The following is a 24639-nucleotide window of genomic DNA, read 5'->3' as shown; positions in this document are numbered from 1 at the left end:
TTTTAACGTATTATTTATAACGTATACGAATATAAAATAATTGTGTGGCGTGGATCTAAGCACACCACACAACCTTTTTAGAAAATAGATCCAAGCTTAGTTTGCTAGTTCTGGTCGAATAATTACTGATGCATAAATGGATGCTTCCATCTCTTGCATAACTGTTGATGACTTAACGCTATAGTCTTCTAATTTCACATTGATATCATTTGAATTGATTACTTTTTTGTTTTCCATGTTAGGACAACTCCTCTTTTTTGGGGTTTTGATTTTAAAGGCTGGTCATGCTCATGCAAATTTAGTTGGCTAGCTCTGGTCGAATAATTACTGAAGCGTAAATGGATGCTTCCATTTCTTGCATAACTGTTGATGATTTAACGCTATAGTCTTCTAATTTCACATTGATATCATTTGAATTGATTACTTTTTTGTTTTCCATGTTAGGGCAACTCCTCTTTTTTGGGGTTTTTGATTTTAAAGGCTGGTCATGCTCATGCAAATTTAGTTGGCTAGCTCTGGTCGAATAATTACTGATGCATAGATGGATGCTTCCATTTCTTGCATAACTGTTGATGATTTAACGCTATAGTCTTCTAATTTCACATTGATATCATTTGAATTGATTACTTTTTTGTTTTCCATGTTAGGGCAACTCCTCTTTTTTGGGGTTTTTGATTTTAAAGGCTGGTCATGCTCATGCAAATTTAGTTGGCTAGCTCTGGTCGAATAATTACTGATGCATAGATGGATGCTTCCATTTCTTGCATAACTGTTGATGATTTAACGCTATAGTCTTCTAATTTCACATTGATATCATTTGAATTGATTACTTTTTTGTTTTCCATGTTAGGGCCTCCTCTCTTGGTTTCTTCTTTTCTTCTTCATTAGAATACAATGTATACTAGTTTAAGAATGTATTATAAAATACATTTTCTAATTTTTTAGATAATTATTTTTCAAATCGAATGCAGTCTTTGTTTTTCCTGTTACATTTGCCGTTTTCAATACGTATTGCAGCTCAAATGTAACAAAAAAAGGATGCTAATGAAGAGAGAAGCCACTCGAACTCTTCTTTACAAAGGTTTTTCTCTTCAAGCGAATATCGAAAAGATAAAGGCATATTTTATTAATAATCTTACTAACATTCTGTGTTATGGTGGGAGTATTCAATAAAGGAGGTAATTCCATGTTTTATAAACCGCTTTTTGAAAATGATGTACCATTTGTATTCTCCAAGGCTTAATGGGGAGAATACAAATGAGAAATACCACTCTCCGTTAGGCTCAAATCAATGAGTCAAACTATTCGGAGGGTAAAAAATGAAAAAATCACTATCAGGTTCTTTATTTCTTATACTTGCATCAAGCATTTGGGGCGGAATGTATGTTGTTGTAAAACTATTAGTAGCCGTCATTCCACCACTAGAGCTTGTATGGTTGAGATATCTCATCGCACTTGTGGCATTGGTCATTATTGGCTTGATATCCAAACAGAAATGGAGAATCAAAAAAAATCACTTGCTTATTATTTTATTGATTGCAGTGATAGGATATGTCATTTCGATTGTCGCTCAAGAAACAGGTACGATGCTCTCGACTGCTCAAATGGGCGCTATTATTACTGCGACAACCCCAGCTTTTATGGTTGTTTTTGCTAGCCTCATTTTAAAGGAACGATTAACAGTAAAAAAAGCAATTTCTGTTTTGTTAGCAACTATAGGGGTTATTACTATTGTAGGGATAGATCGTATTGAGTTTTCTAGTATGATTGGTGGTTTAACATTAGTCTTAGCAGCATTAACATGGGCGCTAATGTCAGTCTTAATTAAACTGTTACCAAGTCATTACTCACAAATAGTTGTAACAACATATGCTACGCTAATAGCAGTGGTAGTCCTAACGCCAATTGTTTTGCCTACACTACATGAACTAGATTTCCACGTTTTTAAAGACCCAGTTATTCTCGGTGGTCTTTTATATTTAGGAGTTATTTCGACATCAATAGCGTTTTTATTATGGAATCGCGGATTACACCTATTAAATGCTTCAAGTGGAGGAATTTTCTTTTTCTTTCAACCAGTAGTTGGAGCGTTATTAGGATGGTTCCTATTAGGGGAAACGATCAGCATTACATTTTGGATAGGTTGCTTATTCATTTTGGTTGGTGTCATGCTAGTGCTAAAAGACAAGGATCATGAAAAAGGTTAGATTAATTAAGGAAAAAACAAGAGAGGAACGAGTCTCTCTTGTTTTTTATTGTTCCCGGTTTAGCGATATAAAATTAAAAAGCCTTAGACTTAATGTCGATATTGCTTATCGTTGTAGCTATTCTCCCTCCTCTTGGCTTAAAACATCGATAACGAATATTGCCTGGACATCATTTCTAACAACCGAATGCCCGCAATTGAATTTCCCTTATCATCTAAGGATGGACCAAATATGCCAATGCCACATTTTTTAGGAATTGAACCCATAATCCCTCCTGCTACTCCACTTTTTGCTGGAATACCGACATTAATCGCAAACTCCCCCGATGCATTATACATTCCACATGTCACCATAAACGTTTTACAAATACGGGCGACATCTACAGGGATAATTTGTTCATCTGTTTCGGGGTTACGTCCATCCATCGCCAACACACAGCCGATTCTTGCTAAATCGTTGCAATTCATTTCGATTGCGCATTGCTTCGTATAAAGATCCATTAAGCCTTCAATGTTTTCTGTAATGACATCATGCTGTTTCATGAAGAACGCAAGCGCGCGATTTAAATCCGCTGTGTCATACTCAGATTTGGCAATTTCTTCATTGTACGATATGGTCTCGTTGCTTGATAAGCAACGAATAAATTCAAGCAACCGTTCAAAACGATGACCAACAGATTCTCCTTTTATCATATGAGTAACGGCAAGGGCGCCTGCATTGATCATCGGATTTAACGGTTTAGACGGCTTATTTGTTTCCAACTTCGCAATTGAATTAAACGGATCTCCTGTCGGCTCTTTTCCGACACGTTGGAACACATACTCTTCTCCATGATCAATTAACGCAAGGGCTAAGGCTAGCACCTTTGAGATGCTTTGCAAAGTAAAATTCTCACTTGTATCCCCTGCAGAATAGAGCCGCCCATCTGGATAGAATAATGCTACAGACAATTTGTTCTGTTCTGCTTTGGCAAGTGCTGGTATATAGTCTGCTACGTTTCCATCCTCAATTACCTCTCTTGCTTGATTCACTAATAACTGTAATTCATCATTCGATTGGCACAGCATCGCAACCACTCCCTCTTTCTCTATATCATTTCACCTATTTTATCCGCTATCCCACGAAAAGCTTGATTTGAAACATCCAAGACCTTTCCTCCGCTACTTTTCAATCTGTTAAGACAGTTTTACGTAATCTTTAACAGCTCTTAACTAGTTATGGGACCTCTTCTGCCATAAACTAGAGATAAGAAATCTCTTAGGAGTGAAGATCATGTATACAGCAGAAGATTTACAAGCAGTTGAAGAACGTGCGCAACAGTTTTTGCCAACCGCTACAAGCGAATTATCTGCATACTTGCGCGCTATTGAAGAATATGTTCGTAAAAAGCGTAACGTACTTCCTTTTGAACAAGCAGAACATCTCGAGACACAGCTACTCGTCCATTATGGCCTTGAATAAACGGCCTATACATACTTCTCTATAAGGAGGCCTATACTTGGAAAGTCTATTTTCAACCATCCTTATTGGCCTCTTCTTATTAAGTCCCATTCTTCTGCTCTATTTAGGCAAGAAAAAAACAGCATGTGTACATATACTCGTTTTTCTGCCATTTCTTTATTTCTGGACTAAAGTAATGGCACATATAGGGGAAAGGGCCATTGTGAATGCTGAAACGATTATATGGACCAGTCTTCTCTACTTGTTAAGTGGATTTGCCATCATGGCCATCTACCTGTTAGTCAAAAAATGGACTACCTCCACACATTATTTCTTTTGATTAGTGAGCATCACTTCTCTTCTATTATCTCTACTATTCCTTTTCCGTTCCGATTTTTATACCATTCTTGGCTCTTTACCCATCTTTTTTGTGCCACTCTTTGTTCTGTTCACCAGCATCATTTTCTTATACAACTATGAAAACAGCTAAATCCTATTGTGTTATGCAGCACAACACACCTACGCCTTCTCTCCTCTTAGAAACATCGTTCTACTTCCTTCACTTTCATGCTAAACTTATAAAGAGCCTGTATGTAGAAGGGAATGAACACGATGCCAATGATTCATGCTGAGGGCTATCACAGCTTCCGTGCGGAACAAGGGAAGAAACTTGTTCTTGCTCTAGAGGATAACGGCGTTGATATCCTTCACCGCTGTGGCGGGAAAGCACGCTGTACGACGTGTCTCTGTGAAATTGTTGACGGTGATGCTGGTCCAATTGGCGAATTAGAAGCTGCTGCCCGAGAGAAAAAAGGGATTACAGCCGAACATTTACGCCTATCCTGCCAAATTCGTATTGAGAAAGATTTAAAAGTGAAGCCTTTGCGAACAGCAACAAGCGAACAAATGGACCCTGGTACTCGACCAGAGGAATGACACCCAAAACAAGAGCTGATGCTTAGGCATCAGCTCTTGTTGATTAAGTCTTGAACCATCGAGTCAAGTCAAGGAGCCACATGAAACCGCTCTCCTTGTTTTTGATCAATTAATAATGGTTACTAATTCATTCATAAGTCGTTCTTCTTTAAAAATCAATCACGGTTTACACACACTACTGAAACTCTATACTAGAAAATTACCGTTCTTTGTTTTGTGCACGGACTTTTTGATCAACCGTCCTTATCATTTTTTCCGAAATTCTCGATCACATCATATAGTGACAGCCATTCATTTTCTCGATAGACAAAGTATGTCTCAACCATACTATATTTTGAAGGTAAGGCCGTTAAAGTAACATTGTTATGATTTTCCACTACAGAATAAGGCAAAATGGAAATACCCATTCCATTTTTCACACAACCAATGATGGCCTCAATTGATCCGAATTCCATTTTCCGAGTAGTAGTAAGCGCATGGTCATATAAGAATGTTTCTAACAACCGTCGATAGGAACACCCTGTCTTAAAGGTGAGCATACTCTGACCTTCTAACTGTATAAAAGTAGAATCAAGCCTCTCCCCTAAATCCTTTGATGTAAGTAAAACCATTTCTTCTTTGAAGATTGGAAAACCTTTAACGCCTGACTGTTTAACTGGCCCTGCGATAAATCCAGCGTCTATATCATAACTCATTAATTTGTTTAAAACCTGTTCCGTCGTTCCTGTTTCCAAGTTGATCATTACATTAGGATACATACGATAGACCTCCGCTAAAAGAGATGGAAGCCTTATGGCTGCTGTCGTTTCCATTGACCCAATAAATAATTCTTTAAACACTTCTTTCTTGCTCATCATTTCATTTGTTTGTTCCCAGTAATGCAACATCGTAACCGTTCGTTCATACAAAACTTTACCTTCGTTCGTAAGTCTTACACCGTGAGGGGTACGCACGAAAAGATTAGACTGATAATACGCTTCCAACCGTTTCATTTTCATTGTGACATTTGATTGACCGACATTAAAAACTTCAGCAGCTTTCGACATACTACTATGCTTTGATACTTCAACAAATGTTCTTAAATCATCAATTCTCAACTCATGACCCCTCTCTTATCATTTTTTTTGAACTCTAATATGAAATAAAAACATTATTAATGATACCACAAGTAGAGTAAACTGAAGCAATAAAACGTTTTGATAGGTGGGGACACATTTGAATAACAGAGAAACCCTTCGTTTAATCGTTATTGGTTTTTTTAGCCTTACTATCGTCATTGGTATTGGACGATTTCTCTATACCCCGATACTTCCTTATATGGAGGTTGACACAAGCCAATCTTTTTCAGCATTAGGAATGTTAGCAACTTGGAACTATATTGGATATTTTATAGGAGCATTTGTATCCAGAAAAGTCCAGCCTACAAGTAAAGCAGTCATTCTTTTATTATTTATAAATGCCCTAACAACCGTACTAATGGGACTATTTGATGACCATTTCATGTGGATTTTGCTTAGATTTTTATCAGGTATTAGTAGCGGTTTCATTTTCGTATTAGCCACCAATCTTGTTTTAGGCCGTCTAGTTCAACAAAACAAAACTCAATACGCTGGCTATTTATATAGTGGTGTCGGTTTTGGCATTTTGTTAACTGGAACCTTTACACCTTTCACCACCAATTCTGTTAACTGGTCATTTACTTGGCTATTCTTTGGCTTCATTAGTCTACTTTTGACAGTTGTCATCACACTCATAGTAAAAAAGATGGCACACAATAAGACACAGATGACCTTTTCAGTACAGCCTCAGTATAAGTATCAAGGGAAGAAAAAAAAGACTGCCCTTTATTTATCCTATTTGTTTGAGGGGTTTGGATACATTATCTATGCCACTTTCATTACTGGGCTACTGACGCACAATAGCTTTTCTTTAGAAGCCTCTTATGTATGGGCAGTTGTAGGTCTAGGAGCGATTCCATCCTGTATCATCTGGTCTTGGCTTGGAAAGATAATATCAGATTCAAGAGCATTAAAATACGCATACTTTATTCAAATCCTATCAGTCTTCATACCAGTGTTATCACAACATTTACTTTTAATAATCGTTTCAGCATTCCTTTTTGGAGCAACATTTTTAGGAATTATAACTCTTACTATGAGTATAAGTAAGCAATTTAAAGGTAGTAAAAATCTCGTGAGTGGATTAACCGTGATTTACGCTTTCGGGCAAATTATAGGACCTTCTGTTGCCGGTATATTTATTGAGTTCATACATTTCCAATTTTCTTTTCTTTTAGCTGGTTTTGCTTTAGTGCTATCGTTTATCGTAGTAACTGTCTCATTTAGATCCGAGGTTCCTTCTCATTCTGGATTTAAATAAAGATTAAAGAAGAACATCGGCCATAGAACTGGCTTCTATACCTGTGTGAAACCCCCGCAACAATAATAGGCCGAATTAGAAAATAAATACCTGACTATGCACCTTACATTTTTCGTATAACTAAACTTAGCCCACGCCGGAACATTTAAAGGTTACGAATATAAAAAAGCTCAGCTAAAATGTTATTCGATATATCGGTGTTAACCTTTTTTTCTAGTAAATTTAAATAGATAGCGTTTAAAAGTGCCATATAATTTGTTCGTACCCTGTAAAAAGACAATCCAGCTACATTTCTCTCTAGTTCTAATTTCTGTTTCATCCAAACGAATAATTCGTTTAACTCTGTTTGTGTTTCACTTAAAGAAATAATACTTGTTAAAGGAATCGCTATTCTTTCTTGTTCATCATCTATAAATACGTTCCCTTTTAACAAAGGCTCCACCATATTATTTATGGAACTAGACAGTATCTTTCTACCGAACAAAGAGTAATGAACAATTGAATCCAGTAGATCCGCTGTATGCGCAATTGAGTGTGCCCATCCTTTATTTTCTACATAGCCCCGTAGATCTTTTTCATTCACCATCACCTTTAGACTATTATCCGCTAGATCTCTTAACATGTCGTCGTTCACCGTATATCGAGCGTTTAAAATTGCAGCACACACAATAGCTGAGAAAGACCTTTTAAAAACAGAATCAGTCTCTTTTTCACCTAATCCTTTTAACAAATTACTGTTGCAAACCTCTAGTATAAAGTTGACTTGATTGCGCTCTAATTGTTTATTACTAATCCATTTATGAAAAGTACCGTATATCAGATCATCTCTTAAAACCGAATCAGTATTTCCAATTGAATGTAACATGGTAGTAATTAATTCATTTGAAATTGTTATTGTCGAATTTGATAATACATCTTTTAAATTAGAATACGTTTCCTCCATTATTTCTTCACTCACCTTTATCATTTTATTTAAGCCATCATGTCATTTGGTTGTCTTCTGCTCGTACAAAAAACACAGAATCCTGCAAAGGAGCTGTGTTTTTCACTTTATTTCCCTGTTTCTTTAAATGCTTTTATCCTTAAACCAATCTCATCACGGACACGTTGAAAGACTGCCCATCTTTCTTCTTCGGAACCTTCTGCTTTAGCAGGATCATCAAATCCCCAATGAGCACGCTTTACGTGAGGTGGAGTCATTGGACATTTGTCAGCCGCATCTCCACATAATGTTACAACGAAGTCTGCGTTGTTAAGCAATGTATTATCAATCATGTCTGACGTTTGGTTGGAAATGTCAACCTCTACTTCCTCCATTGCTTTAACAGCATTTGGATTTAAACCATGCGCTTCAATGCCTGCGCTATATACATCCCATTCATCTTGCAAATAATACTTTGCCCACCCTTCTGCCATTTGCGAGCGGCATGAGTTTCCAGTACATAAAAAGTAGATTGTTTTTTTCATGCTTCATTCTCCTTTAGTAAATGATTAATAGCCATATATATAAGCCAAGTAAGGTAAGGAATAGAACAGGAATCGTAATAATGATACCTGTCTTGAAATACGTTCCCCATGAAATTTTTACACCTTTTTTAGAAAGCACATGTAACCAAAGCAACGTAGCAAGTGAACCAATTGGGGTAATTTTCGGCCCTAAGTCCGCGCCAATAACATTGGCATAAATTAAGGCTTCTTTCGTCAATCCAGTCGTTCCTGATTCACCTATTGCAATGGCATTAATTAAAACCGTCGGCAAGTTGTTCATAATGGATGAAAGAATAGCGGCTATAAACCCCATTCCCATTGTCGCAACAAAAAGCCCTTGATCCGCTATGATAAAGATAGCATCTGCTAATACATCCGTTAACCCGACATTGCGTAGTCCATAAACCACGACATACATTCCAATGGAAAAAAAAACGATATTCCATGGAGCCCCTTTTAGGACAGCTGTTGTATTTACGGCAGAGCTCGTTCTAGAAATAAGTAAGAATAACATAGCAATGACACCAGCAACAATCGATACTGGAATTTCAACGAATTCACTGCCCATATACCCAACAAGAAGTAATCCTAATACCACCCAAGAGAGGCGAAAGATTCTTCGATCTTTAATCGCCAACATCGGCTCTTTTAGTTGAGCGTAATCATACCGCCTCGGGATGCTCTTTCTAAAATAAAGAAGCAAGACAATAATACTTGCGATTAGAGCAAAAAGGTTTGGCACGATCATATGGGTGGCATATTCAATAAAGCCAATACCAAAATAATCAGCTGAAACAATATTGACTAAATTACTCACGACAAGTGGAAGTGACGTTGTGTCAGCAATAAATCCACTTGCAATAATAAATGGAAATACCATCTTTTCATTAAAATTTAACGAACGAACCATTGCTAATACAATAGGCGTTAAAATTAGTGCAGCCCCATCGTTGGCAAAAAAAGCGGCAACAACCGAACCTAGTAAACAGACATAAATAAACATAAGAACGGCATTTCCTTTAGCGACCCTCGCCATATGTAGAGCTGACCATTCGAAAAAGCCAATCTCGTCTAAAATGAGCGAGATAATAATGACGGCAATGAACGTAAGTGTTGCGTTCCAAACAATTCCTGTTACATCAATCACATCAGTAAAATGAACCACACCAAGTAAAAGAGCAAGTACGGCTCCCCCACAAGCTGACCATCCAATGTTCAAGTTTTTTGGTTGCCAAATAACAAACACTAATGTTACAACAAAGATCAACGAAGCTATGATCACATCTACCATTTTCTAATCCCCTTTAACAACTCGCAAGCCCTTCTTTTTCTAAAGCTTGAAGATAGCGTTCATCTTGATCGTCACTATATTGAAGAAGATCACGGACCACAGGAAAATAAGTAGAGGTCGTATTGAGAGTAAAATAACGCCATTGCTCTCTTCTTTCTTCTGTTAGTACCCCTAAATCTTTTAATTTCCGTAAATGCTGACTTACAGCTGGTTGACTGAGCCCAAGCATTTCAACGAACTCACACACACAATAGGTCTTCTTCTCAACTAATTTAAGCATTAAAAAACGAGTTGGATCACCAATAACCTTTAAGCATGTAGTTAGCTCCGTCATTGTTAATGTTGTACTTTCCATGTATGACTCACCTCTCTGATAGCCATTATATAAGTAAATAATTATATAAGTCAATCTATATATTAATATTTACTTATATACGATTCATTCTTTACACCAAGTAAAGCCGTCTTTTACATCGACATCTTCCTTCGTATAAAAATACTCCCATTCATTTCCATCAGGATCCCTCAGACTAGTCGGTTGCATTTAAAGACTTTGGAGTCTCCTAATATGGAAGAAAGTCTCAGTTTACTTTGAGATTTAGAGGGAAACCATAACCTATCGATATTAAGGAGGGCTGAATCATGCTCTGGACTGCACTTATTGTTATTTTAGTTTTATGGTTACTTGGATTTATTGGCGAAATAGGTGGAAACCTTGTTCACATTTTATTGGTCGTTGCACTAGTTGTGCTTATTTTCCAATTAATTTCTGGTCGTCGAAAAGGGTAACGGACAGAGCAGAGGATGAACCCTCTGCTCTTTTTACTTTGCCTATGTTTTAGTACTACCTCGTAAAGAGTGGTTGTGAATCTAATGAAATAAAGCTAGGGTCGTGTGCTCAAGTTTAACGCTTGAGATTTGCTCCTTGCCGCAACAAACGACGTTCTCTTTCTACAACGCATTTTTGCTAACGGTCATTCTTTCTATCCACACCTTTACAGCATACATACAAGAGCTGCACGCTTAGGAAGAATGAATAAAAAAATGCAAGGAAATCCGAAATGATGTCCGGTTCTCCTTACATTGGCTCTATTTCAGAAAAAAGTTTCTTACATTTGCCCAAGAATTCACACGTGTAAAACGATTCTCATGAATATTATGAGGTGCTGTAAAAAGGATACCCTCTCCAGTAAATCGTTCAAGCTGATACACATTGTCATCAATTAAGTAATCTGCTTTTATGACACTCTTATCGCCACAAAAGACAAAATGCTGGTCATCTAAAAATGGAAAATGCTCTTGAAGCCATTCATACTTCGCAGTAAAGGATGATGGAAAATGCATCGCCGCTGTCGCAATATAAATTTCAAACGACTCGCTTAATTCTTTTATCACCTCTTGCGCATCTTTCATCACGTCTAAATCGCGAAAATAGGTAGGGTCTTTTAAATACTCTCTAATCTCATTTACTAAATGTGGACGCAAATCCCTCAGTTTCTTCCCTTGTAAATCTTCCACCGTAATGGCTTCATTATAATCCGCATTAAAAAGTGCAAGATGTTTTTTTGTGAAATCGGCCATCACTTCATCCATATCAATGGCAATTCGCTTCATACGTCCCACTCCCCGACTTCTGTCTTTACCTTAAGCATACCATAGAGAGACAGCTTGAAAGAAGCAGCGGCCGTCTTTTTACAATCGTTACTCGAAATAAAAAATGAAACCATTTCGATTTCCTTTACGTATTTACATCTATAAGCAAGCAAGATATGCTATCTTAGGGGTACTTATTTTAAAGGGGGAAGATCCGATGTTTCGTTTCTTTAATCGTGTTCGTACTATTGTCTCTTCCGAAATGAATTCAATGTTAAACAAAGCAGAAGATCCAGGCAAGATGCTTGATCAATATTTGCTTGATATGGAGAAAGACATTTCTGAGGTTGAGGCTGCTGTTGCTAAACAAATCGCTAACGAAAAAATGCTCAAAAAACAAGCCGATGAGGCTACTGAACTCGTCTCTAAACGAGAAGAGCAAGCCATGCGCGCACTTGAATCTGGCGATGAAGATCTCGCTCGTCGTGTATTAGAAGACAAGAATAAACATGTAGGGCAACGCGATGCACTACAAGAGTCTCATGCTGAATCAGCGAAATTATCAGAAGAACTAAAAGATAAGCTCCGTGAAATGAAAGACGAATACCGTGATATGAATATGAAGAAAGATTCACTGAAAGCACGTTCAGAAAGCGCTAAAGCACGCGCGAAAGTGAACGAGTCTCTTTCATCTATTGGTAATAGCGGTGCGCGCGGTGGCTTTAACCGAATGGAAGAGAAAGTCATGCGCCAAGAAGCAGAGGCCGACGCGAAAGGCGAGCTTAGAAGCGCTAATAAATCACTTGATGATGAATTAGCTGCCCTTGATCAATCAAGCGGGGTTGACGATGAACTTGCTGCTTTAAAAGCGAAGTTAAATAGTAATAAATAATACCAAAAAGGATGATCAGTTGATCATCCTTTTTTTATTTTCTAGCTTCACCGTCGTTTCCGTTATTTAATTTGATTTGATTATTTTCATATAAAAGGTTCAATATACATTTATTCATGACGATATTAAGGGTGTTGCGGTTTATGTAAAACAGTTAGGAGAAGATTGATTATGTTGAAACGGTTTTTACAAAGTATCCAATTTATGCAGTTACGAACGAAATTATTTATTGGTTTTACTGCTATTTTAGTCATTCCAAGTTCTCTCATTGGGGTTATTTCTTATCAAAATGCAAAAGAAGCTGTAATGGATGAAATGACTTCTGCTACCGAGGAGAGCCTTGCCATTGTAGATGAAACCCTTAGTCTTTTTATAGAATCTCAAGTAGAGAATATTGACTATATTGCTTCAGCCAGTGATTTAGCAGATTTCTCCGAGGACGACCCAGGAGCTCAGCGATTCTTGCTTGATTCTTTCCAAGCAACTAAAAACCATGTTGAACAAACTTATGTTGGTATGGAAACTGGCGATTTCATTAACTCACCCTCGTCTTTTCAAAATCCACCTGACTATGATCCAAGGGAAAGACCTTGGTACCAACGTGCGATGGAACAGTCTGGAGACGTTATCATCACATCGCCTTATATCTCTCAGTCTTCCGAACAACCTGTAACAACCATTGCCCGTACGACAGATGACGGATTAGGTGTTGCCGCTCTTAATTTAGAGTTAACCGTTATCTCAGATCTTTTATCCAGTATCTCCATTGGCCAAACAGGCTACGTATTTTTATTAGATGAAAACAATACTTATGTATCTCATCCTTATGAAGAGCCGGGAACCGAAGCTGATGAATCTTTTCTATCCTATAGTGAAAATAACGAAGGCTTTCTATCTTATACATCTAACGGAGACGATCAACTTTTAACCTTTAAATCCAATGAAATCACTGGTTGGACAATCGCCGCATCGATGTATGAGGAAGAGATGAATGAAGCGGTTATGCCGATTCTCATTAGCGCTATTACCGTGCTGTCGATTGCTATTTTAATCGGAGGTACCGTTATCTATTTTCTAGTTAGGTCCATCACTTCACCTATCCAAACATTAATAAGCGTATCCGAACGTATGGCAGGAGGTAACTTGTCAGTTGCCTATGAAGTAAATCCAAAACAAACAGACGAAATTGGGCGTCTTGGTCGTTCGTTTGAAAAAATGCGCGCATCCCTAGTGCTCATGATTACAAACATTCAAGACAAATCGACTGACCTTTCTCAAGCAGCCGATACATTAGCGTCCATTACACATGAAAATATGAGTGCAACTGAACAAATTACAGAGGCTGTTCAAGAAGTAGCAAGCGGCGTCGAAAAGCAAAGCACAAGCGTACGGGAAAGTGAAAAAGTGGCCAGTGATATGTCAAACGACGTAAATGATGTCGTGGTAAAGACCAACCATATTCATAGCACTACCGATAACGCTGCCATAACTGTTTCAAAAGGAAATGACGCTATTACCGATGCTATTGAACAAATGACTCAAATTAAAGACACGTTTAAACATTTATCGATACACATTGATACATTAGGAAAGCGCTCTAGCGAAATTGAAGAAGTAACTGAAACCATTAAAGGAATTGCTACACAAACAAACCTTTTAGCATTAAATGCAGCAATTGAAGCGGCAAGAGCAGGAGAACACGGACGAGGTTTCTCAATCGTGGCAGATGAAGTGAGAAAACTCTCCGATATGACGGCATCTTCAACTGAAACCATTTCTGAACTGGTTCTATCCGTGCAGCAAGACACCGAGAGAACCATTGAACAAATGAATACGAGCTCAGACCAAGTGAACAAAGGGATTGAAGTGGTACAGACTGCTGGGCTATCGTTTGAAGAGATGAAGCAATTTGTTCAAGTTGTCGCAACAGAAGTGAATGAATCAGCTAAAAATGTAGCTTCTCTTGGGAAAGATAGTGAGGCCTTTGTCACTACTTTCCAAGATCTCTCTTCTATAAGTGAGACGGCTTCAGCAAGTATGCAAAACATTTCAGCTTCTACAGAAGAGCAACTTGCTTCCATGGAGGAAATTTCTGCTTCTGTCGAACAATTAAGTGAAGTAGCAGATGAATTAAAACAATTAATTCGCCAATTTGACGTTGATACAGATACCGTTTAACGAGCGATACAAAAAACAACGAGAGCCGTAAAGGTTCTTGACGATGAAAAAGCCGAACTGTTGTCTGAAATGCCTTAAAGGCATGCAGTTATAGTTCGGCTTTTTGTTTTATGATAAGTTAAAATACATATCTTCTTTCAGTTATAAAATCAGTTATGTCTCAACCTCTTCTTCAACTAAACCAATGGCATTATGCCTTTATTCGTTGCACTGTTATACCGCTGGCTGTCATCTTTGCGTGAATGTCTTTTGCAAATGCAAGGGCGTGTGCACCATCACCGTGTATACAGATTGTGTCTGCTACAATATCAATATCCTCGCCTTGCTGGGTCATGACTTTGCCTTCTTTCACCATACGTAGCACCTGTTTACTCGCTTGTTCAGGATCATGGATAAGGGCATCAGGTGACCGTCGCGATGTTAAGCTCCCGTCTGCTTGATACGTACGATCGGCAAACACTTCACTTGCTGTTTGAAGCCCGACTTCGTTCCCTGCATCAATAAGAGCACTCCCTGCAAGGCCATATAATACAAGCGTTGAATCGAGATGGTAAACGGCTTTGGCGATGGCCATAGCAAGTTCTTTATTCTTTGCAGCCATGTTGTAAAGAGCGCCGTGAGGCTTTACATGATGCAATGTTCCGCCTTCTGCTTTGGTCATTCCTAAAAGCGCGCCAATTTGATAGAGCACGAGATCGTAGCCTTCCTCAGGCGTAATCTCCATTGGTCTTCGTCCAAACCCAATTAAGTCTTGCAATCCAGGGTGTGCACCTATGCCAACTCCCGATTCCAATGCATGTTTCACAGTCTCACGCATTGTCTTCGGATCGCCTGCATGAAAGCCACACGCAACGTTTGCAGATGAAATATAGGCCATTAACTCTTGATCATTTCCTAGAGTATACGCGCCAAAACTTTCACCCATATCACTATTCATATCTACTACTTTTCCCATGAACCTCTCTCCTCTCGTTCGTTAATTGCCAGTCCATAAATTGACTATGCCTTCAAGTGCAATATAACCCGCACCCATTGTGACAATTACCGTTAAAGCTCCAAATACAATTAACCACGTTGGATGATGATAATCACCGACAATCGATTTTTTTCTTGAAGCAATTAAAATGGTCGTTAGCACAACCGGCAAAATCAAACCGTTCAACGCACCTGCTAAAATCAGTAGCTGAACAGGTTGGCCAATCGTCAAAAAGATAAGCGCTGAAATAATAATAAATCCTGCGATGAATAAGTTGTTCTTCTTCGCAAAAATGGGATGAAAGGAACGCAAAAACGATACACTCGTGTACGCACAACCAATCACTGAACTAATCGCTGCTACAAACAACACAAGACCAAACAAATAATAGCCAACATCCCCTAAGCCTACTTGAAAGACGGTTGCTGCTGGGTTGTTCTCATCCAAACTGTAACCAGCTGTTACAACGCCGAGTACAGCTAAAAATAAAAACACCCGCATAATACCTGTAGTCAGTATACCTAAATTTGCTGCTCGACCAACAAATTTGACGTTTTCTTTTCCTGTAATCCCTGCATCAACAAGGCGGTGCCCTCCAGCAAAGGAGATATACCCGCCGACTGTGCCACCAACAATGGTGACAATCGGCAACAGAAGCATCATGTAACCTTCTGGTACAATGGCTCGATAGGCGGCTTCTTGAACAGGTGGACTACTATTAAACATGACATACCCGACCATTAATAGCATAATGATGCCACACACTTGCATGACTCGGTCCATCACCGGTCCAAATCGTTTAAACATAAATAAGCCAATCGTTAAAACCGCTGTGATTAAGCCTCCAATGGTCAAAGGTAAATCAAACAATACATTTAGTCCTAGAGCTGCACCACCGATGTTCGCGATATTAAACGCAAAACCCCCAAATAAAATTAGCCCTGCAATGACATAGCCTAATCCAGGGAGAAGTGCATTTGCAATCTCTTGACCCCGTTTTCCTGATACCGAAATAACCCGCCAAATGTTCATTTGCACACCAATATCGATAATAAGTGAGATTAGGATAGCAAAGGCAAAGCTCGCTAGAAATTGTTCTGTAAATCGAGCGGTCTGTGTTAAAAATGCAGGTCCAATGGCGGACGTTGCCATTAAGAAAATAGCACCAGTTAAAAACTTTCTGCGATCTTTTTCGCTTATGGGATGGTTCATCTACAAGACTCCTAATTGTTCATTTTTTTTCGTTGTAATATACATATGGCCTGGGGCATGGGTAATCATTAGATCTGGTTTACTCGCCATTGCAGCAGCTTGAGGAGTTACGCCACAAGCCCAAAAAACGGGAACCTCTCCTTCTTTAATCGTGACTCGACCCCCGAAGTCAGGTTCTTGAATCGTTTCAATGCCAATTGCAGCTGGATCACCAATATGAACAGGCGCCCCATGGACAGAAGGAAAACGCGCGGTTACAAGGGATGCTCGAATGGCGAACGCTTGTGACATCGGTCGCATGCTAACGACCATATTGCCATGGAAAGATCCGGCTTGTTCACAAGGGATGGAGGTGAGATACATCGGTACATTGACATTCTCTTCTTGATGTCGTATTGGTATTCCATTAGCAAGTAGTGCTTCTTCAAACGTAAAGCTACAGCCAATAAGAAAACAAACCATATCCTCTTCCCAAAGCTCACCTATTTCCGTTCGCTCCTCTGTTAAAACACCGCCTCGATAAACACGATAGCGTGGAAGATCCGTTCGTAAGTCTGCATGAGTGCCCATCATTTTTGGAATAGCCGAACCAACATCCGTTACATCCAATAATGGACACGATTGTGGATTTCGCTGACAAAAAAGCAGGAAGTCATACGCATCTTTTTTTCGAAGCACAACTAAATTAGCTTGGGCATATCCTCTTGCTAGCCCAGATGTTGGGCCTGTATAGAGTCCATTTCGAATGTCGGTCATAAGCTGCTCTCGTTCACTTTGCGCCATATTCATCGACTCCTTTCTCCATATTCACTTCCACACTGTTTCCACTTTAATCGAATCCCATGCTTCCTAATCGTTATTGCTCTTTCGTACTCTACATACAAACGTTCTGCTTCTTTCAGCGAGACTTCCGTAAATGTAAATGACTGTCCTGGACGTAGTTGGGCTATTTTGCATATATCAACAGAAGCTACTTGAAGCGCACGCGGGTAACCGCCTGTCGTTTGACGGTCTGCCATTAAAATAATAAGCTGACCATCTGGCGGCGCTTGAACCGTACCAAGTGCAACCGCTTCTGATAACAGACTAAACGAATCGTTAAACTCAATACGGGCTTGAGACTGCAAGCGGTACCCCATTCGATCCGATTGATTTTTAACAGTGAATCTCGTTTTAAACAACTGGTGCTTACTTTCCTCGTTTAAACGTTCAAAGTGTGTTCCAGGAATAGCACGAATCACGTTTCGGTTCAGTTCATTTGCTTCATCGATCGGACCATTAACATGCCAGTCCGATCTCCAGACTTGATTATCCTTCTCTATCTTTTCGATAACTGGTTGAACCAGTTTATTTGGATTACCTAGCTCAAGGTCATCTCCTTTTTTTAGGTTTCTCCCTTTATAACCACCTATACCGGCTCGTATATATGTACTTTTACTATCCATCACGTTCGGAACATTGAATCCACCTGCAACCGCTAAGTAGGTTCGCATGCCTTCTTTTTTTGCTTTAAACGATAAAGTCGTCCCCTTTGGAACAATGAGAGGATAACCAACTGGGTATGGATCACCATCAAGAAAAGGAGTCATACCGTCTCCTGTCATGCAAATTAGCGCTGTTGATTGGAACGTAAGCACCGGGCCAATTAAGGTCATCTCAAGAACTGCCTCATTTTCATCATTAGCAACGGCTACATTCGCATTACGAGCGGACTGACGATCCATTGCACCACTTTCTAACACACCTTGATGAAGATAACCTCTTCGACCCAAATCTTGAATGGTCGTAAATAAACCTCCCTCTTCAACTAAAATACTCATCGTTCCCCTTCTTTCATCTGTATAAATTCTTCTTTTGTAATCTGTTTAAATGTGACGTGATCCCCCGCACTTAGTAAGCTTGGAACCTCTCGATTCGCTGAAAAGAGGGTTAAAGGTGTTTGACCAATAAGCTGCCATCCCCCAGGCGTTGCAATGGGGTATACTCCTGTTTGGCTGCCTGCAATGCCAACAGAACCTGCTGGGATTTCTGTTCTAGGCTGAGCGTGCCTCGGTGTTGCAATGCGCTCATCCATTCCCCCAAGAAAAGGAAAGCCTGGTGCAAAGCCAATCATGTAAACAAGGTACTTCCCAGATGTATGAATCTGAATCACTTCTTCTCTCGATAAGCCGTTCTTTGTCGCAACATCGCTTAAATCAGGTCCAAATTCAAGGTCATAACAAACTGGAATCGTTACGTGGTTGCCTTTTTGCCTATTAGACTCATTGCCAATGTGAGAGACTCGTTCTCTCAATATGGCCTTCACTTCGGTAGCGACACTGCCCGCTTTTGTTGTTACCTTCATTGGATCATAAAAAACCGTTAAGCCAATATAGCTCGGAACCGATTCTTGATAACCGGGAAACGGTTCGTGGTTAAGATTCATGAGTAGCTGTTGAACACGAGCTTGTACAGCAGGACTTACGGTACTACCAAGATTCACCGTAACCGATGTTTCACTAAGTGAGTAAAAAGAGGGTGTCTCTTCCATTCAAAAACCACCTTTAAAATTCCTATGTAATTAAAATAGTCAGAAAATATTTCCGATCAATCTTTCTTTAATAATGTACCATTCTACCATACCAATTCATTCAGCACTATGGCACAACTTTACCAGTTTACTAAGACAAAGCCGCTACAATTTATCGCAGCGGCTTTGTTCCCTTTATAAATATCCCTCTACAACTTGTTTCACTTCATTAATACCTGCCCACATATCGTCTGGTCCATCGTACACAATCGTTAAAGGACCTGCATATTTTGCTTGTTTAACTAACTCTAAGTTTTCTTCAAGTTCAGCTTTTTTCATTGTACCGTCTTGATTACGTAATGCTTTTACATGGATTGATTTGCTATATGGTAGTGTTTTACGAATGTCGTTCTTTTTTCCTTGACCAGAAAAATTACCGAAGTCCGTTATTAACCCTTTAATGTCAGAGTTATTCTGTAAAAACAAGCAGTTCTCAGCCGTCGATGTGAGGCTCTTGAAGTTTTCAGTAAGGATACCAATTCCTTTCTGTTCTCCATATGCTGCTAATTCCGTCAACTCATGAGATACTCTTTTCAAGCTTTCTTTGTCGTCAGGTCGCGCCTCTCCACCAATTACGCGAATGCAAGTTGCTCCAACTTCAGCGGCACTATCAATCCATTTTTTAAGAAATGCTTGATCAGCAGATCGTCTAACAGGATCTTTATGGCTTAAATCACCATAATCGACTAATATTGAGAATAGCTGAATAGACGATTTTTCAAAAGCAGCTCGTACACGTTGTAAGTAATGCGAATCTGTTGAAGAGAAGTGTGGGTGTATCACTTCCAAAGCGTGAAATCCTTCTTGCGATAGCACTTGTGGCAGCTCCTCTAAAGAATGGACTGCTGGTCTCTCTTCTATTCTTGTCGTAATCTTTTGATTCTCTTCATCCCATTCATTCCAATAAAGAGGGCCTAATAATCTGTTTAAACTCCATGTTGTTAACGATATATAGCGCATATTCTAAGCACATCCTCTTCTCTTATTAAGGAATATCTAGGTAACTAGGTTAAAAAATCCCTTATTCACAAGGGATAATGAGAGAGGAATGTTTCTCTATATACGCTACCGTCCAATAGTCTGATGGATCTACTTCTTTTAGAAGCATGCTATTCAGTTTAACCGCTAATAAATAAGCCTCTTCGTAGCTAGAAAAGAATTTACGCTTATTACCACTCGTTAAAAACCATTGATTCCCGTTTAAATTGCGATATAGAACAAACATTTTGATCCCTCCTCGTTTCACACCATTATTACACAAACATTCTGACAAAAGAAGACTAATAACTGGTAATTCGCTATTTTTTACACTATTTCCACGATCATTCGCCAATAAATGACCTTATTGTATGCAACAATTGCTATTCATCATGAAACGATGAAAAAGACCACACATCAGCGTGGCCTTTAATGAATCTACAGCTTCCTCATCACATAAAGAATATACGGTGCTCCGACTAATGCCACGAGCAAACCAGACGGAATTTCTGTAGGGTACAGAATATAGCGACTTAAAAAGTCAGCGATAATAAGTAAAGTGCCGCCAATCATCATCGAAACAGGAATAACTCGTTGAAACGACGATCCGACTAATGCTCGAGCTGCATGTGGCGCTAATAAGCCGACAAAACCAATTGCTCCCACAATCGACACACATACTGCGCCGATTAAAACGGCTATGACAATGGACGTGATTCGCAACAGCTTTACTTTTGAACCTAATGAAATCGATACTTCATTTGAGAAAGCAAGTACATTTAAATGCTTGCTCAAGAAAAGAGTAAACGGAACAAGTATGAGCAGCATCAACAATAACATGAAGACATTGTTCCAGGTGGAACTGTATGTACTTCCCGCTAACCATACAAGCGCAGGCGAGACACTTAAACTCGCTTTGACCGTTAAGATTTGAATAACACCGGAAGCCATCGCTGATACCGCCACGCCCATTAGTGCCAAAGAGATTGGCTCAAAACCAGATTTTTTCGTCGCCAAAATGACGATTAAAACGGCAATAATGGAGCCTATTACAGCACCTAACGGTAAAAAGAAGTACGGTAACGATGGAAATAACACAAGAATAAGAAGTGCACCAGCCCCACCTCCAGAGGTGATGCCAATAATAGACGGATCGCCTAATGGATTTTTTAAGACGTTCTGCAAGAGTGCTCCACATAAAGCGAGCAATGCTCCGACCAAAAAGGAAACCAAGACCCTTGGCCAACGAAACTGAACCATGACTTGATCAACTATTTTGCCTGTGAACATTTCTTGTATACTCGTGAATTGTCCACCTCCAAAAGAAATGGACACATAAGCGACTAGAAGTGATACACATATAAGAGAAGTAGTAACAACAACAGGGTTCAACGTTTTTTTTGAACTATTTAGCTTTTGTTTATCGCTTCTCATTTTCCGAGCAGCTTTGTAGGCTAAATACATTAACCACGGACTTCCAATAAAAGCGGTCATCGCCCCAACAGGAAGTTCACTATTCGGTGAAATGAATCGCGAAAGCACGTCTGCTGCAATAAGAATAACAGCCCCCCACATAAACGTATGGACAAACTGTAGACGGTGTCCACGAATACCCATTAATCGGACAAGATGTGGTGCCATTAATCCAATAAAACCAATCGGTCCAACTACACTGACTGTTGCAGACGCAAGCAGAATTCCTAGTGCCCACCCCCATGTCTTAACAAATCCTAAAGGTAAACCTAAGCCTTTTGCCGCTTCATCACCCAAATGTATAAGATCAAATTTCTTTCCACTTAGGATGGCTAGTAGTCCCAATAGGAGCGCAAACGGCCAAATAAAAGCGACACCAGACCAGTCATTTTGCATTAATGTACCCGCACCCCATAAAAACAAGCCATTGGATTCTTGCTCATACATGAGCTGGAGACTGCTTGTTAACGCGCCGAACAGTAATGTAATAATCATACCTGTTAGTACAACCCGCACCGGTGACATCGTTTTTCCAGCTAGCATAAAGACAAGAAAAGCCGCAAAACAAGCTCCTAAAAACGAAAAAAGAAAAGATGCGTTCACACCTGGAAAGAACAGGGTACCAATGACAACGAATAGATAAGCCCCTGCATTAATACCCAATGTTCCGGCAGAGGCTAATGGATTTTTCGTCATTGTCTGTAAAACCAAACCAGCCATAGCTAAACAGCCTCCAGCAAGGATCCCAACAATTAACCGAGGGAAGCGTACACCCATAATCGCCTCGGTTCGCTGATCCCAGCTTGAAAACAAATCAACGATTGTTAAATCCGCTTGACCTTGTATGAGATGAACAATAGACAACCCAATTAGAATCAAGCTCCCTAGCAAAAAAGACAGAGCGGACTTATTTTTTTGGTATTTCATTACAGCCATTCTCTATTGATCTAACACTTCTAACGTGCGGTGTACTAGTTTTTCTGCTGATAACGGTCCACCGTATGGCCATGTGTCGCCACCAAGAGCATAAACACGATCTTCCTTCGTAAACGTAAGGTCATTCCAGACAGAATTATCTTTTAGTTGATTTTCAAACACATTGTCATCACCTTGTACAATATGTAAGAGATTTGCATCTTCTACTTTAGTAAACTCTTCCACACCTACTGTTGAAAATCCGTAAGGCTCAAAGCTTCCTGAATCGTAGACATTTTCTAACCCCATTCGTTCTAAAATCTCAACAGCTAGGGCATTCGGTGTAGAAATGCGAAAAGCAGGTGCTTGATTATCACTGTATGCCATCGTTAACGCAAATTCTTTTGTGTCTAACTCCATTTCAGACAGTGCCTGTTGTGCTTCTTCATATGTCGTCTCTAAATCAGCTAGCACATCGTTCGCCTCATCGGCCTTATCAAATAATTTAGCCATTTCTAGATACGTTTCTTCCATCTCTTCGTACTGTGTTTGACCAAGTTCTTCCTCTGGATAAGGATTATATACAAGTACTGGCGCGATCTTCTCCAACTCTTCCATCATCGCATCCGCCCTAAAATTAATCGCATAGATGACATCTGGTTCTAGTTGGGCAATAGCTTCTAGATTCGGTTCTGATCGTGAACCAACATCTACTGTATTTTCTAATCCCTCTGAACCAATATCTACCCATTCTTGGTAGGATTCAATTTCAGCCATTCCTGTTGGCTCTATTCCTAGAGATAGAAGATTTTCCGCAAAAATCCAATCAAGAACAACTGCTTTCTCAGGTATTGACTCAAATGTATGTTCACCGTGAATGTCTGAAACTGTTATACTTTCTTCACTGTTGCCTTGGTTAGAAGACTGGTCAGAATTTGTTTCTCCACCGCCACATGCTGCTAACAAGCCAATCGATAGTACAGATAAAAATTTACTCGCTGTCTTCAATCTATTCTCCCCCATAAACCAAATGATAATGATACTCATTTACGATTATACTACTCCCTTAAAGAATAGCAATCCCTAAACGAAACAAAGACGAAAAAAAAAGCAGTTTACACTCGTATAGTAGCGTTAGCCTGCTCTAGTCATTATTTATGGTTGCCTTAGTCGTGACGATAGATTTTGTCACAAACAGGTACGGATCGCTTTGTTCACTTATCCTTATTTATTTCAGTTGCTTTTTTAAGATAAGAACTGCACGCGAATCCATTTTTGCTGGTAAATCTTCCTTAGGGAAGTATGCAAGCGCTAAGCTCTCGCCATCACTACCACCTAATGTTCCGAACGCTTCCTCAGCTCGGTAAACCGCGCTTACATTATAGGTTTCATCACCGTTGGGATATTGAAAGTAATAGTCTTTACCTGAAACTAAATCGACGAATGTGAAAGCTTTCGCCTGCAAGCCTGTCTCTTCCCATAACTCCCTTGCTGCCGTTTCTTCAAAACTTTCCCCAAGTTCCATGACCCCACCGGGCAATCCCCATTCATCCGTATCTTTCCGATGTTGTAGCAAGATTTCCCCTGCACGATTATAGACCAGAATGGTTGCGCCAACGAGAATAAATGGTCGTCGCCCAATTAATGCTCGCATCTCTTTAATATAATCTGCCATTTTCTCCTCCTTTAAGAACCTGAAGTGTTTGATCTCTGATCGTATTGATAGGAGCTAGCTTGTTTTAGGTAGGTTCTATTTCTTATAATCAAAAAGTAACTCATCTTCTTTTTCATCATAATCAACATACAGATCGTGTCCGTCGAAGAACCAGACATCTTCTTCTTCAACAAAAAATTCAACGCCATTCCTCTCCGTTTTTACAGCCATTTTATTTGGTGCATCCTCTGCTGTAAAACCTAGGGCAAAGTTTTCTTGTACAGGACTAGAACCATACACTTTCGAAAAGAATTTAATCTTATCGTTTTTCCCCATCGGAAAGTCTTCTTTAAACCATTTTGCCGCTGGATCGCTTATGACAATCTTCATTGAGCGCTCGCCTTCTTTCTTAAACTATACTTATCCATATCATACCAGACTTATTGGTACATACTAAA

General features: G+C 39.4%; 30 protein-coding genes. 8 read left to right on the top strand and 22 right to left on the bottom strand.

Annotated features, from left to right (window positions below):
* Positions 1-96 precede the first annotated feature (96 nt).
* From PQ477_RS09585 to PQ477_RS09570, 4 genes are all read right to left on the bottom strand, one after another.
* Positions 97-237, bottom strand: coding sequence for a hypothetical protein (locus PQ477_RS09585; protein WP_158318474.1), 141 nt, complete (start codon positions 235-237; stop codon positions 97-99).
* Between the two features lie 61 nt (positions 238-298).
* A complete protein-coding gene (locus tag PQ477_RS09580) occupies positions 299-439 on the bottom strand; it encodes a hypothetical protein (RefSeq protein WP_158318474.1) in 141 nt (46 codons plus the stop codon).
* 62 nt (positions 440-501) lie between these two features.
* Positions 502-642 carry a hypothetical protein gene (locus PQ477_RS09575; protein ID WP_158318474.1) on the bottom strand — a complete coding sequence of 47 codons (141 nt, stop codon included), beginning with the start codon at positions 640-642 and terminating at the stop codon, positions 502-504.
* Positions 643-704: 62 nt separating this feature from the next.
* Positions 705-845, bottom strand: a complete 141-nt coding sequence (locus tag PQ477_RS09570; RefSeq protein ID WP_158318474.1) for a hypothetical protein — start codon at positions 843-845, stop codon at positions 705-707.
* Positions 846-1319: 474 nt separating this feature from the next.
* Between PQ477_RS09570 and PQ477_RS09565 the strand changes: the two genes are divergently transcribed.
* Positions 1320-2207 (top strand): DMT family transporter, encoded by an 888-nt coding sequence (locus tag PQ477_RS09565; RefSeq protein ID WP_035392986.1) that lies wholly within the window; start codon positions 1320-1322, stop codon positions 2205-2207.
* A 137-nt stretch (positions 2208-2344) separates the two neighbouring features.
* On the opposite strand, the gene glsA is transcribed toward PQ477_RS09565, so the two are convergent.
* Complete coding sequence (gene glsA / locus PQ477_RS09560) at positions 2345-3274, bottom strand: glutaminase A (protein ID WP_144557629.1); 930 nt, start codon at positions 3272-3274, stop codon at positions 2345-2347.
* A gap of 205 nt (positions 3275-3479) precedes the next feature.
* Here glsA and PQ477_RS09555 point away from each other — a divergent pair, with 205 nt between their 5' ends.
* From PQ477_RS09555 to PQ477_RS09545, 3 genes are all read left to right on the top strand, one after another.
* Positions 3480-3668 (top strand): hypothetical protein, encoded by a 189-nt coding sequence (locus PQ477_RS09555; RefSeq protein WP_035392987.1) that lies wholly within the window; start codon positions 3480-3482, stop codon positions 3666-3668.
* Between the two features lie 37 nt (positions 3669-3705).
* A complete protein-coding gene (locus PQ477_RS09550; protein ID WP_035392988.1) occupies positions 3706-3987 on the top strand; it encodes a hypothetical protein in 282 nt (93 codons plus the stop codon).
* 272 nt (positions 3988-4259) lie between these two features.
* Entirely contained in the window at positions 4260-4583 is a 324-nt protein-coding gene (locus PQ477_RS09545) for a 2Fe-2S iron-sulfur cluster-binding protein (protein ID WP_060704268.1), read from the top strand.
* A gap of 233 nt (positions 4584-4816) precedes the next feature.
* Here the strand turns inward: PQ477_RS09545 and PQ477_RS09540 are convergent, their stop codons facing one another.
* Complete coding sequence (locus PQ477_RS09540) at positions 4817-5680, bottom strand: LysR family transcriptional regulator (RefSeq protein WP_274273458.1); 864 nt, start codon at positions 5678-5680, stop codon at positions 4817-4819.
* Positions 5681-5798: 118 nt separating this feature from the next.
* Here PQ477_RS09540 and PQ477_RS09535 point away from each other — a divergent pair, with 118 nt between their 5' ends.
* A complete protein-coding gene (locus PQ477_RS09535; protein WP_274273457.1) occupies positions 5799-6962 on the top strand; it encodes a YbfB/YjiJ family MFS transporter in 1164 nt (387 codons plus the stop codon).
* Positions 6963-7107: 145 nt separating this feature from the next.
* On the opposite strand, the gene PQ477_RS09530 is transcribed toward PQ477_RS09535, so the two are convergent.
* From PQ477_RS09530 to PQ477_RS09515, 4 genes are all read right to left on the bottom strand, one after another.
* On the bottom strand, positions 7108-7905 hold the full coding sequence (locus tag PQ477_RS09530; protein ID WP_274273456.1) for a DUF2785 domain-containing protein: 798 nt from the start codon (positions 7903-7905) through the stop codon (positions 7108-7110).
* Positions 7906-8012: 107 nt separating this feature from the next.
* Positions 8013-8429: an arsenate reductase (thioredoxin) gene (gene arsC / locus PQ477_RS09525; RefSeq protein ID WP_035392992.1), complete on the bottom strand. Its 417-nt coding sequence runs from the start codon at positions 8427-8429 to the stop codon at positions 8013-8015.
* Positions 8430-8442: 13 nt separating this feature from the next.
* Positions 8443-9741, bottom strand: coding sequence for an arsenic transporter (locus PQ477_RS09520; RefSeq protein WP_274273455.1), 1299 nt, complete (start codon positions 9739-9741; stop codon positions 8443-8445).
* A 13-nt stretch (positions 9742-9754) separates the two neighbouring features.
* On the bottom strand, positions 9755-10096 hold the full coding sequence (locus PQ477_RS09515) for an ArsR/SmtB family transcription factor (RefSeq protein WP_035392994.1): 342 nt from the start codon (positions 10094-10096) through the stop codon (positions 9755-9757).
* Between the two features lie 287 nt (positions 10097-10383).
* Between PQ477_RS09515 and PQ477_RS09510 the strand changes: the two genes are divergently transcribed.
* Complete coding sequence (locus PQ477_RS09510; protein ID WP_144557617.1) at positions 10384-10530, top strand: lmo0937 family membrane protein; 147 nt, start codon at positions 10384-10386, stop codon at positions 10528-10530.
* A gap of 300 nt (positions 10531-10830) precedes the next feature.
* Here the strand turns inward: PQ477_RS09510 and PQ477_RS09505 are convergent, their stop codons facing one another.
* Positions 10831-11355 carry a 5' nucleotidase, NT5C type gene (locus PQ477_RS09505; RefSeq protein WP_035392995.1) on the bottom strand — a complete coding sequence of 175 codons (525 nt, stop codon included), beginning with the start codon at positions 11353-11355 and terminating at the stop codon, positions 10831-10833.
* 196 nt (positions 11356-11551) lie between these two features.
* Here PQ477_RS09505 and PQ477_RS09500 point away from each other — a divergent pair, with 196 nt between their 5' ends.
* Positions 11552-12226, top strand: coding sequence for a PspA/IM30 family protein (locus PQ477_RS09500; protein ID WP_144557615.1), 675 nt, complete (start codon positions 11552-11554; stop codon positions 12224-12226).
* A 171-nt stretch (positions 12227-12397) separates the two neighbouring features.
* Positions 12398-14404: a methyl-accepting chemotaxis protein gene (locus PQ477_RS09495; protein ID WP_144557613.1), complete on the top strand. Its 2007-nt coding sequence runs from the start codon at positions 12398-12400 to the stop codon at positions 14402-14404.
* A gap of 190 nt (positions 14405-14594) precedes the next feature.
* On the opposite strand, the gene PQ477_RS09490 is transcribed toward PQ477_RS09495, so the two are convergent.
* The 11 genes from PQ477_RS09490 to PQ477_RS09440 form a co-directional block, all read right to left on the bottom strand.
* Entirely contained in the window at positions 14595-15359 is a 765-nt protein-coding gene (locus tag PQ477_RS09490) for a LamB/YcsF family protein (RefSeq protein ID WP_274273454.1), read from the bottom strand.
* 21 nt (positions 15360-15380) lie between these two features.
* Positions 15381-16592 (bottom strand): NRAMP family divalent metal transporter, encoded by a 1212-nt coding sequence (locus tag PQ477_RS09485; protein WP_274273453.1) that lies wholly within the window; start codon positions 16590-16592, stop codon positions 15381-15383.
* On the bottom strand, positions 16593-17381 hold the full coding sequence (locus tag PQ477_RS09480) for a putative hydro-lyase (RefSeq protein WP_035392999.1): 789 nt from the start codon (positions 17379-17381) through the stop codon (positions 16593-16595).
* The gene (locus PQ477_RS09475; protein WP_144557603.1) at positions 17378-18412 is read right to left on the bottom strand and encodes a 5-oxoprolinase subunit C family protein; all 1035 of its coding nucleotides are present in this window, start codon (positions 18410-18412) and stop codon (positions 17378-17380) included. The genes PQ477_RS09480 and PQ477_RS09475 overlap by 4 nt, the downstream gene beginning before the upstream one ends.
* Positions 18409-19122 (bottom strand): 5-oxoprolinase subunit PxpB, encoded by a 714-nt coding sequence (pxpB, locus tag PQ477_RS09470; RefSeq protein ID WP_060704277.1) that lies wholly within the window; start codon positions 19120-19122, stop codon positions 18409-18411. The genes PQ477_RS09475 and pxpB overlap by 4 nt, the downstream gene beginning before the upstream one ends.
* Positions 19123-19296: 174 nt before the next feature.
* Complete coding sequence (locus PQ477_RS09465) at positions 19297-20121, bottom strand: sugar phosphate isomerase/epimerase family protein (RefSeq protein ID WP_274273451.1); 825 nt, start codon at positions 20119-20121, stop codon at positions 19297-19299.
* Between the two features lie 61 nt (positions 20122-20182).
* Positions 20183-20386 (bottom strand): hypothetical protein, encoded by a 204-nt coding sequence (locus tag PQ477_RS09460; protein ID WP_035394358.1) that lies wholly within the window; start codon positions 20384-20386, stop codon positions 20183-20185.
* 191 nt (positions 20387-20577) lie between these two features.
* The gene (locus PQ477_RS09455; protein WP_052007792.1) at positions 20578-22539 is read right to left on the bottom strand and encodes an iron ABC transporter permease; all 1962 of its coding nucleotides are present in this window, start codon (positions 22537-22539) and stop codon (positions 20578-20580) included.
* Between the two features lie 12 nt (positions 22540-22551).
* Complete coding sequence (locus PQ477_RS09450) at positions 22552-23535, bottom strand: ABC transporter substrate-binding protein (RefSeq protein ID WP_274273450.1); 984 nt, start codon at positions 23533-23535, stop codon at positions 22552-22554.
* Between the two features lie 220 nt (positions 23536-23755).
* The gene (locus PQ477_RS09445) at positions 23756-24202 is read right to left on the bottom strand and encodes an NUDIX hydrolase (RefSeq protein WP_035394363.1); all 447 of its coding nucleotides are present in this window, start codon (positions 24200-24202) and stop codon (positions 23756-23758) included.
* Positions 24203-24277: 75 nt separating this feature from the next.
* Positions 24278-24571, bottom strand: a complete 294-nt coding sequence (locus tag PQ477_RS09440; RefSeq protein ID WP_035394365.1) for a HesB/YadR/YfhF family protein — start codon at positions 24569-24571, stop codon at positions 24278-24280.
* Positions 24572-24639: the final 68 nt, after the last annotated feature.

The organism is Shouchella hunanensis (assembly GCF_028735875.1).
Lineage (GTDB): Bacteria > Bacillota > Bacilli > Bacillales > Bacillaceae_D > Shouchella > Shouchella hunanensis.
This window is presented reverse-complemented; position numbering and strand designations above follow the sequence as displayed.

Bases quoted from the DNA above. Each gene is read 5' to 3' on its own strand.
- PQ477_RS09585 (WP_158318474.1), bottom strand. From the start codon at position 237: ATGGAAAACAAAAAAGTAATCAATTCAAATGATATCAATGTGAAATTA.
- PQ477_RS09580 (WP_158318474.1), bottom strand. From the start codon at position 439: ATGGAAAACAAAAAAGTAATCAATTCAAATGATATCAATGTGAAATTA.
- PQ477_RS09575 (WP_158318474.1), bottom strand. From the start codon at position 642: ATGGAAAACAAAAAAGTAATCAATTCAAATGATATCAATGTGAAATTA.
- PQ477_RS09570 (WP_158318474.1), bottom strand. From the start codon at position 845: ATGGAAAACAAAAAAGTAATCAATTCAAATGATATCAATGTGAAATTA.
- PQ477_RS09565 (WP_035392986.1), top strand. From the start codon at position 1,320: ATGAAAAAATCACTATCAGGTTCTTTATTTCTTATACTTGCATCAAGC.
- glsA (WP_144557629.1), bottom strand. From the start codon at position 3,274: ATGCTGTGCCAATCGAATGATGAATTACAGTTATTAGTGAATCAAGCA.
- PQ477_RS09555 (WP_035392987.1), top strand. From the start codon at position 3,480: ATGTATACAGCAGAAGATTTACAAGCAGTTGAAGAACGTGCGCAACAG.
- PQ477_RS09545 (WP_060704268.1), top strand. From the start codon at position 4,260: ATGCCAATGATTCATGCTGAGGGCTATCACAGCTTCCGTGCGGAACAA.
- PQ477_RS09530 (WP_274273456.1), bottom strand. From the start codon at position 7,905: ATGGAGGAAACGTATTCTAATTTAAAAGATGTATTATCAAATTCGACA.
- arsC (WP_035392992.1), bottom strand. From the start codon at position 8,429: ATGAAAAAAACAATCTACTTTTTATGTACTGGAAACTCATGCCGCTCG.
- PQ477_RS09520 (WP_274273455.1), bottom strand. From the start codon at position 9,741: ATGGTAGATGTGATCATAGCTTCGTTGATCTTTGTTGTAACATTAGTG.
- PQ477_RS09515 (WP_035392994.1), bottom strand. From the start codon at position 10,096: ATGGAAAGTACAACATTAACAATGACGGAGCTAACTACATGCTTAAAG.
- PQ477_RS09510 (WP_144557617.1), top strand. From the start codon at position 10,384: ATGCTCTGGACTGCACTTATTGTTATTTTAGTTTTATGGTTACTTGGA.
- PQ477_RS09505 (WP_035392995.1), bottom strand. From the start codon at position 11,355: ATGAAGCGAATTGCCATTGATATGGATGAAGTGATGGCCGATTTCACA.
- PQ477_RS09500 (WP_144557615.1), top strand. From the start codon at position 11,552: ATGTTTCGTTTCTTTAATCGTGTTCGTACTATTGTCTCTTCCGAAATG.
- PQ477_RS09495 (WP_144557613.1), top strand. From the start codon at position 12,398: ATGTTGAAACGGTTTTTACAAAGTATCCAATTTATGCAGTTACGAACG.
- PQ477_RS09490 (WP_274273454.1), bottom strand. From the start codon at position 15,359: ATGGGAAAAGTAGTAGATATGAATAGTGATATGGGTGAAAGTTTTGGC.
- PQ477_RS09485 (WP_274273453.1), bottom strand. From the start codon at position 16,592: ATGAACCATCCCATAAGCGAAAAAGATCGCAGAAAGTTTTTAACTGGT.
- PQ477_RS09480 (WP_035392999.1), bottom strand. From the start codon at position 17,381: ATGAATATGGCGCAAAGTGAACGAGAGCAGCTTATGACCGACATTCGA.
- PQ477_RS09475 (WP_144557603.1), bottom strand. From the start codon at position 18,412: ATGAGTATTTTAGTTGAAGAGGGAGGTTTATTTACGACCATTCAAGAT.
- pxpB (WP_060704277.1), bottom strand. From the start codon at position 19,122: ATGGAAGAGACACCCTCTTTTTACTCACTTAGTGAAACATCGGTTACG.
- PQ477_RS09465 (WP_274273451.1), bottom strand. From the start codon at position 20,121: ATGCGCTATATATCGTTAACAACATGGAGTTTAAACAGATTATTAGGC.
- PQ477_RS09460 (WP_035394358.1), bottom strand. From the start codon at position 20,386: ATGTTTGTTCTATATCGCAATTTAAACGGGAATCAATGGTTTTTAACG.
- PQ477_RS09455 (WP_052007792.1), bottom strand. From the start codon at position 22,539: ATGAAATACCAAAAAAATAAGTCCGCTCTGTCTTTTTTGCTAGGGAGC.
- PQ477_RS09445 (WP_035394363.1), bottom strand. From the start codon at position 24,202: ATGGCAGATTATATTAAAGAGATGCGAGCATTAATTGGGCGACGACCA.
- PQ477_RS09440 (WP_035394365.1), bottom strand. From the start codon at position 24,571: ATGAAGATTGTCATAAGCGATCCAGCGGCAAAATGGTTTAAAGAAGAC.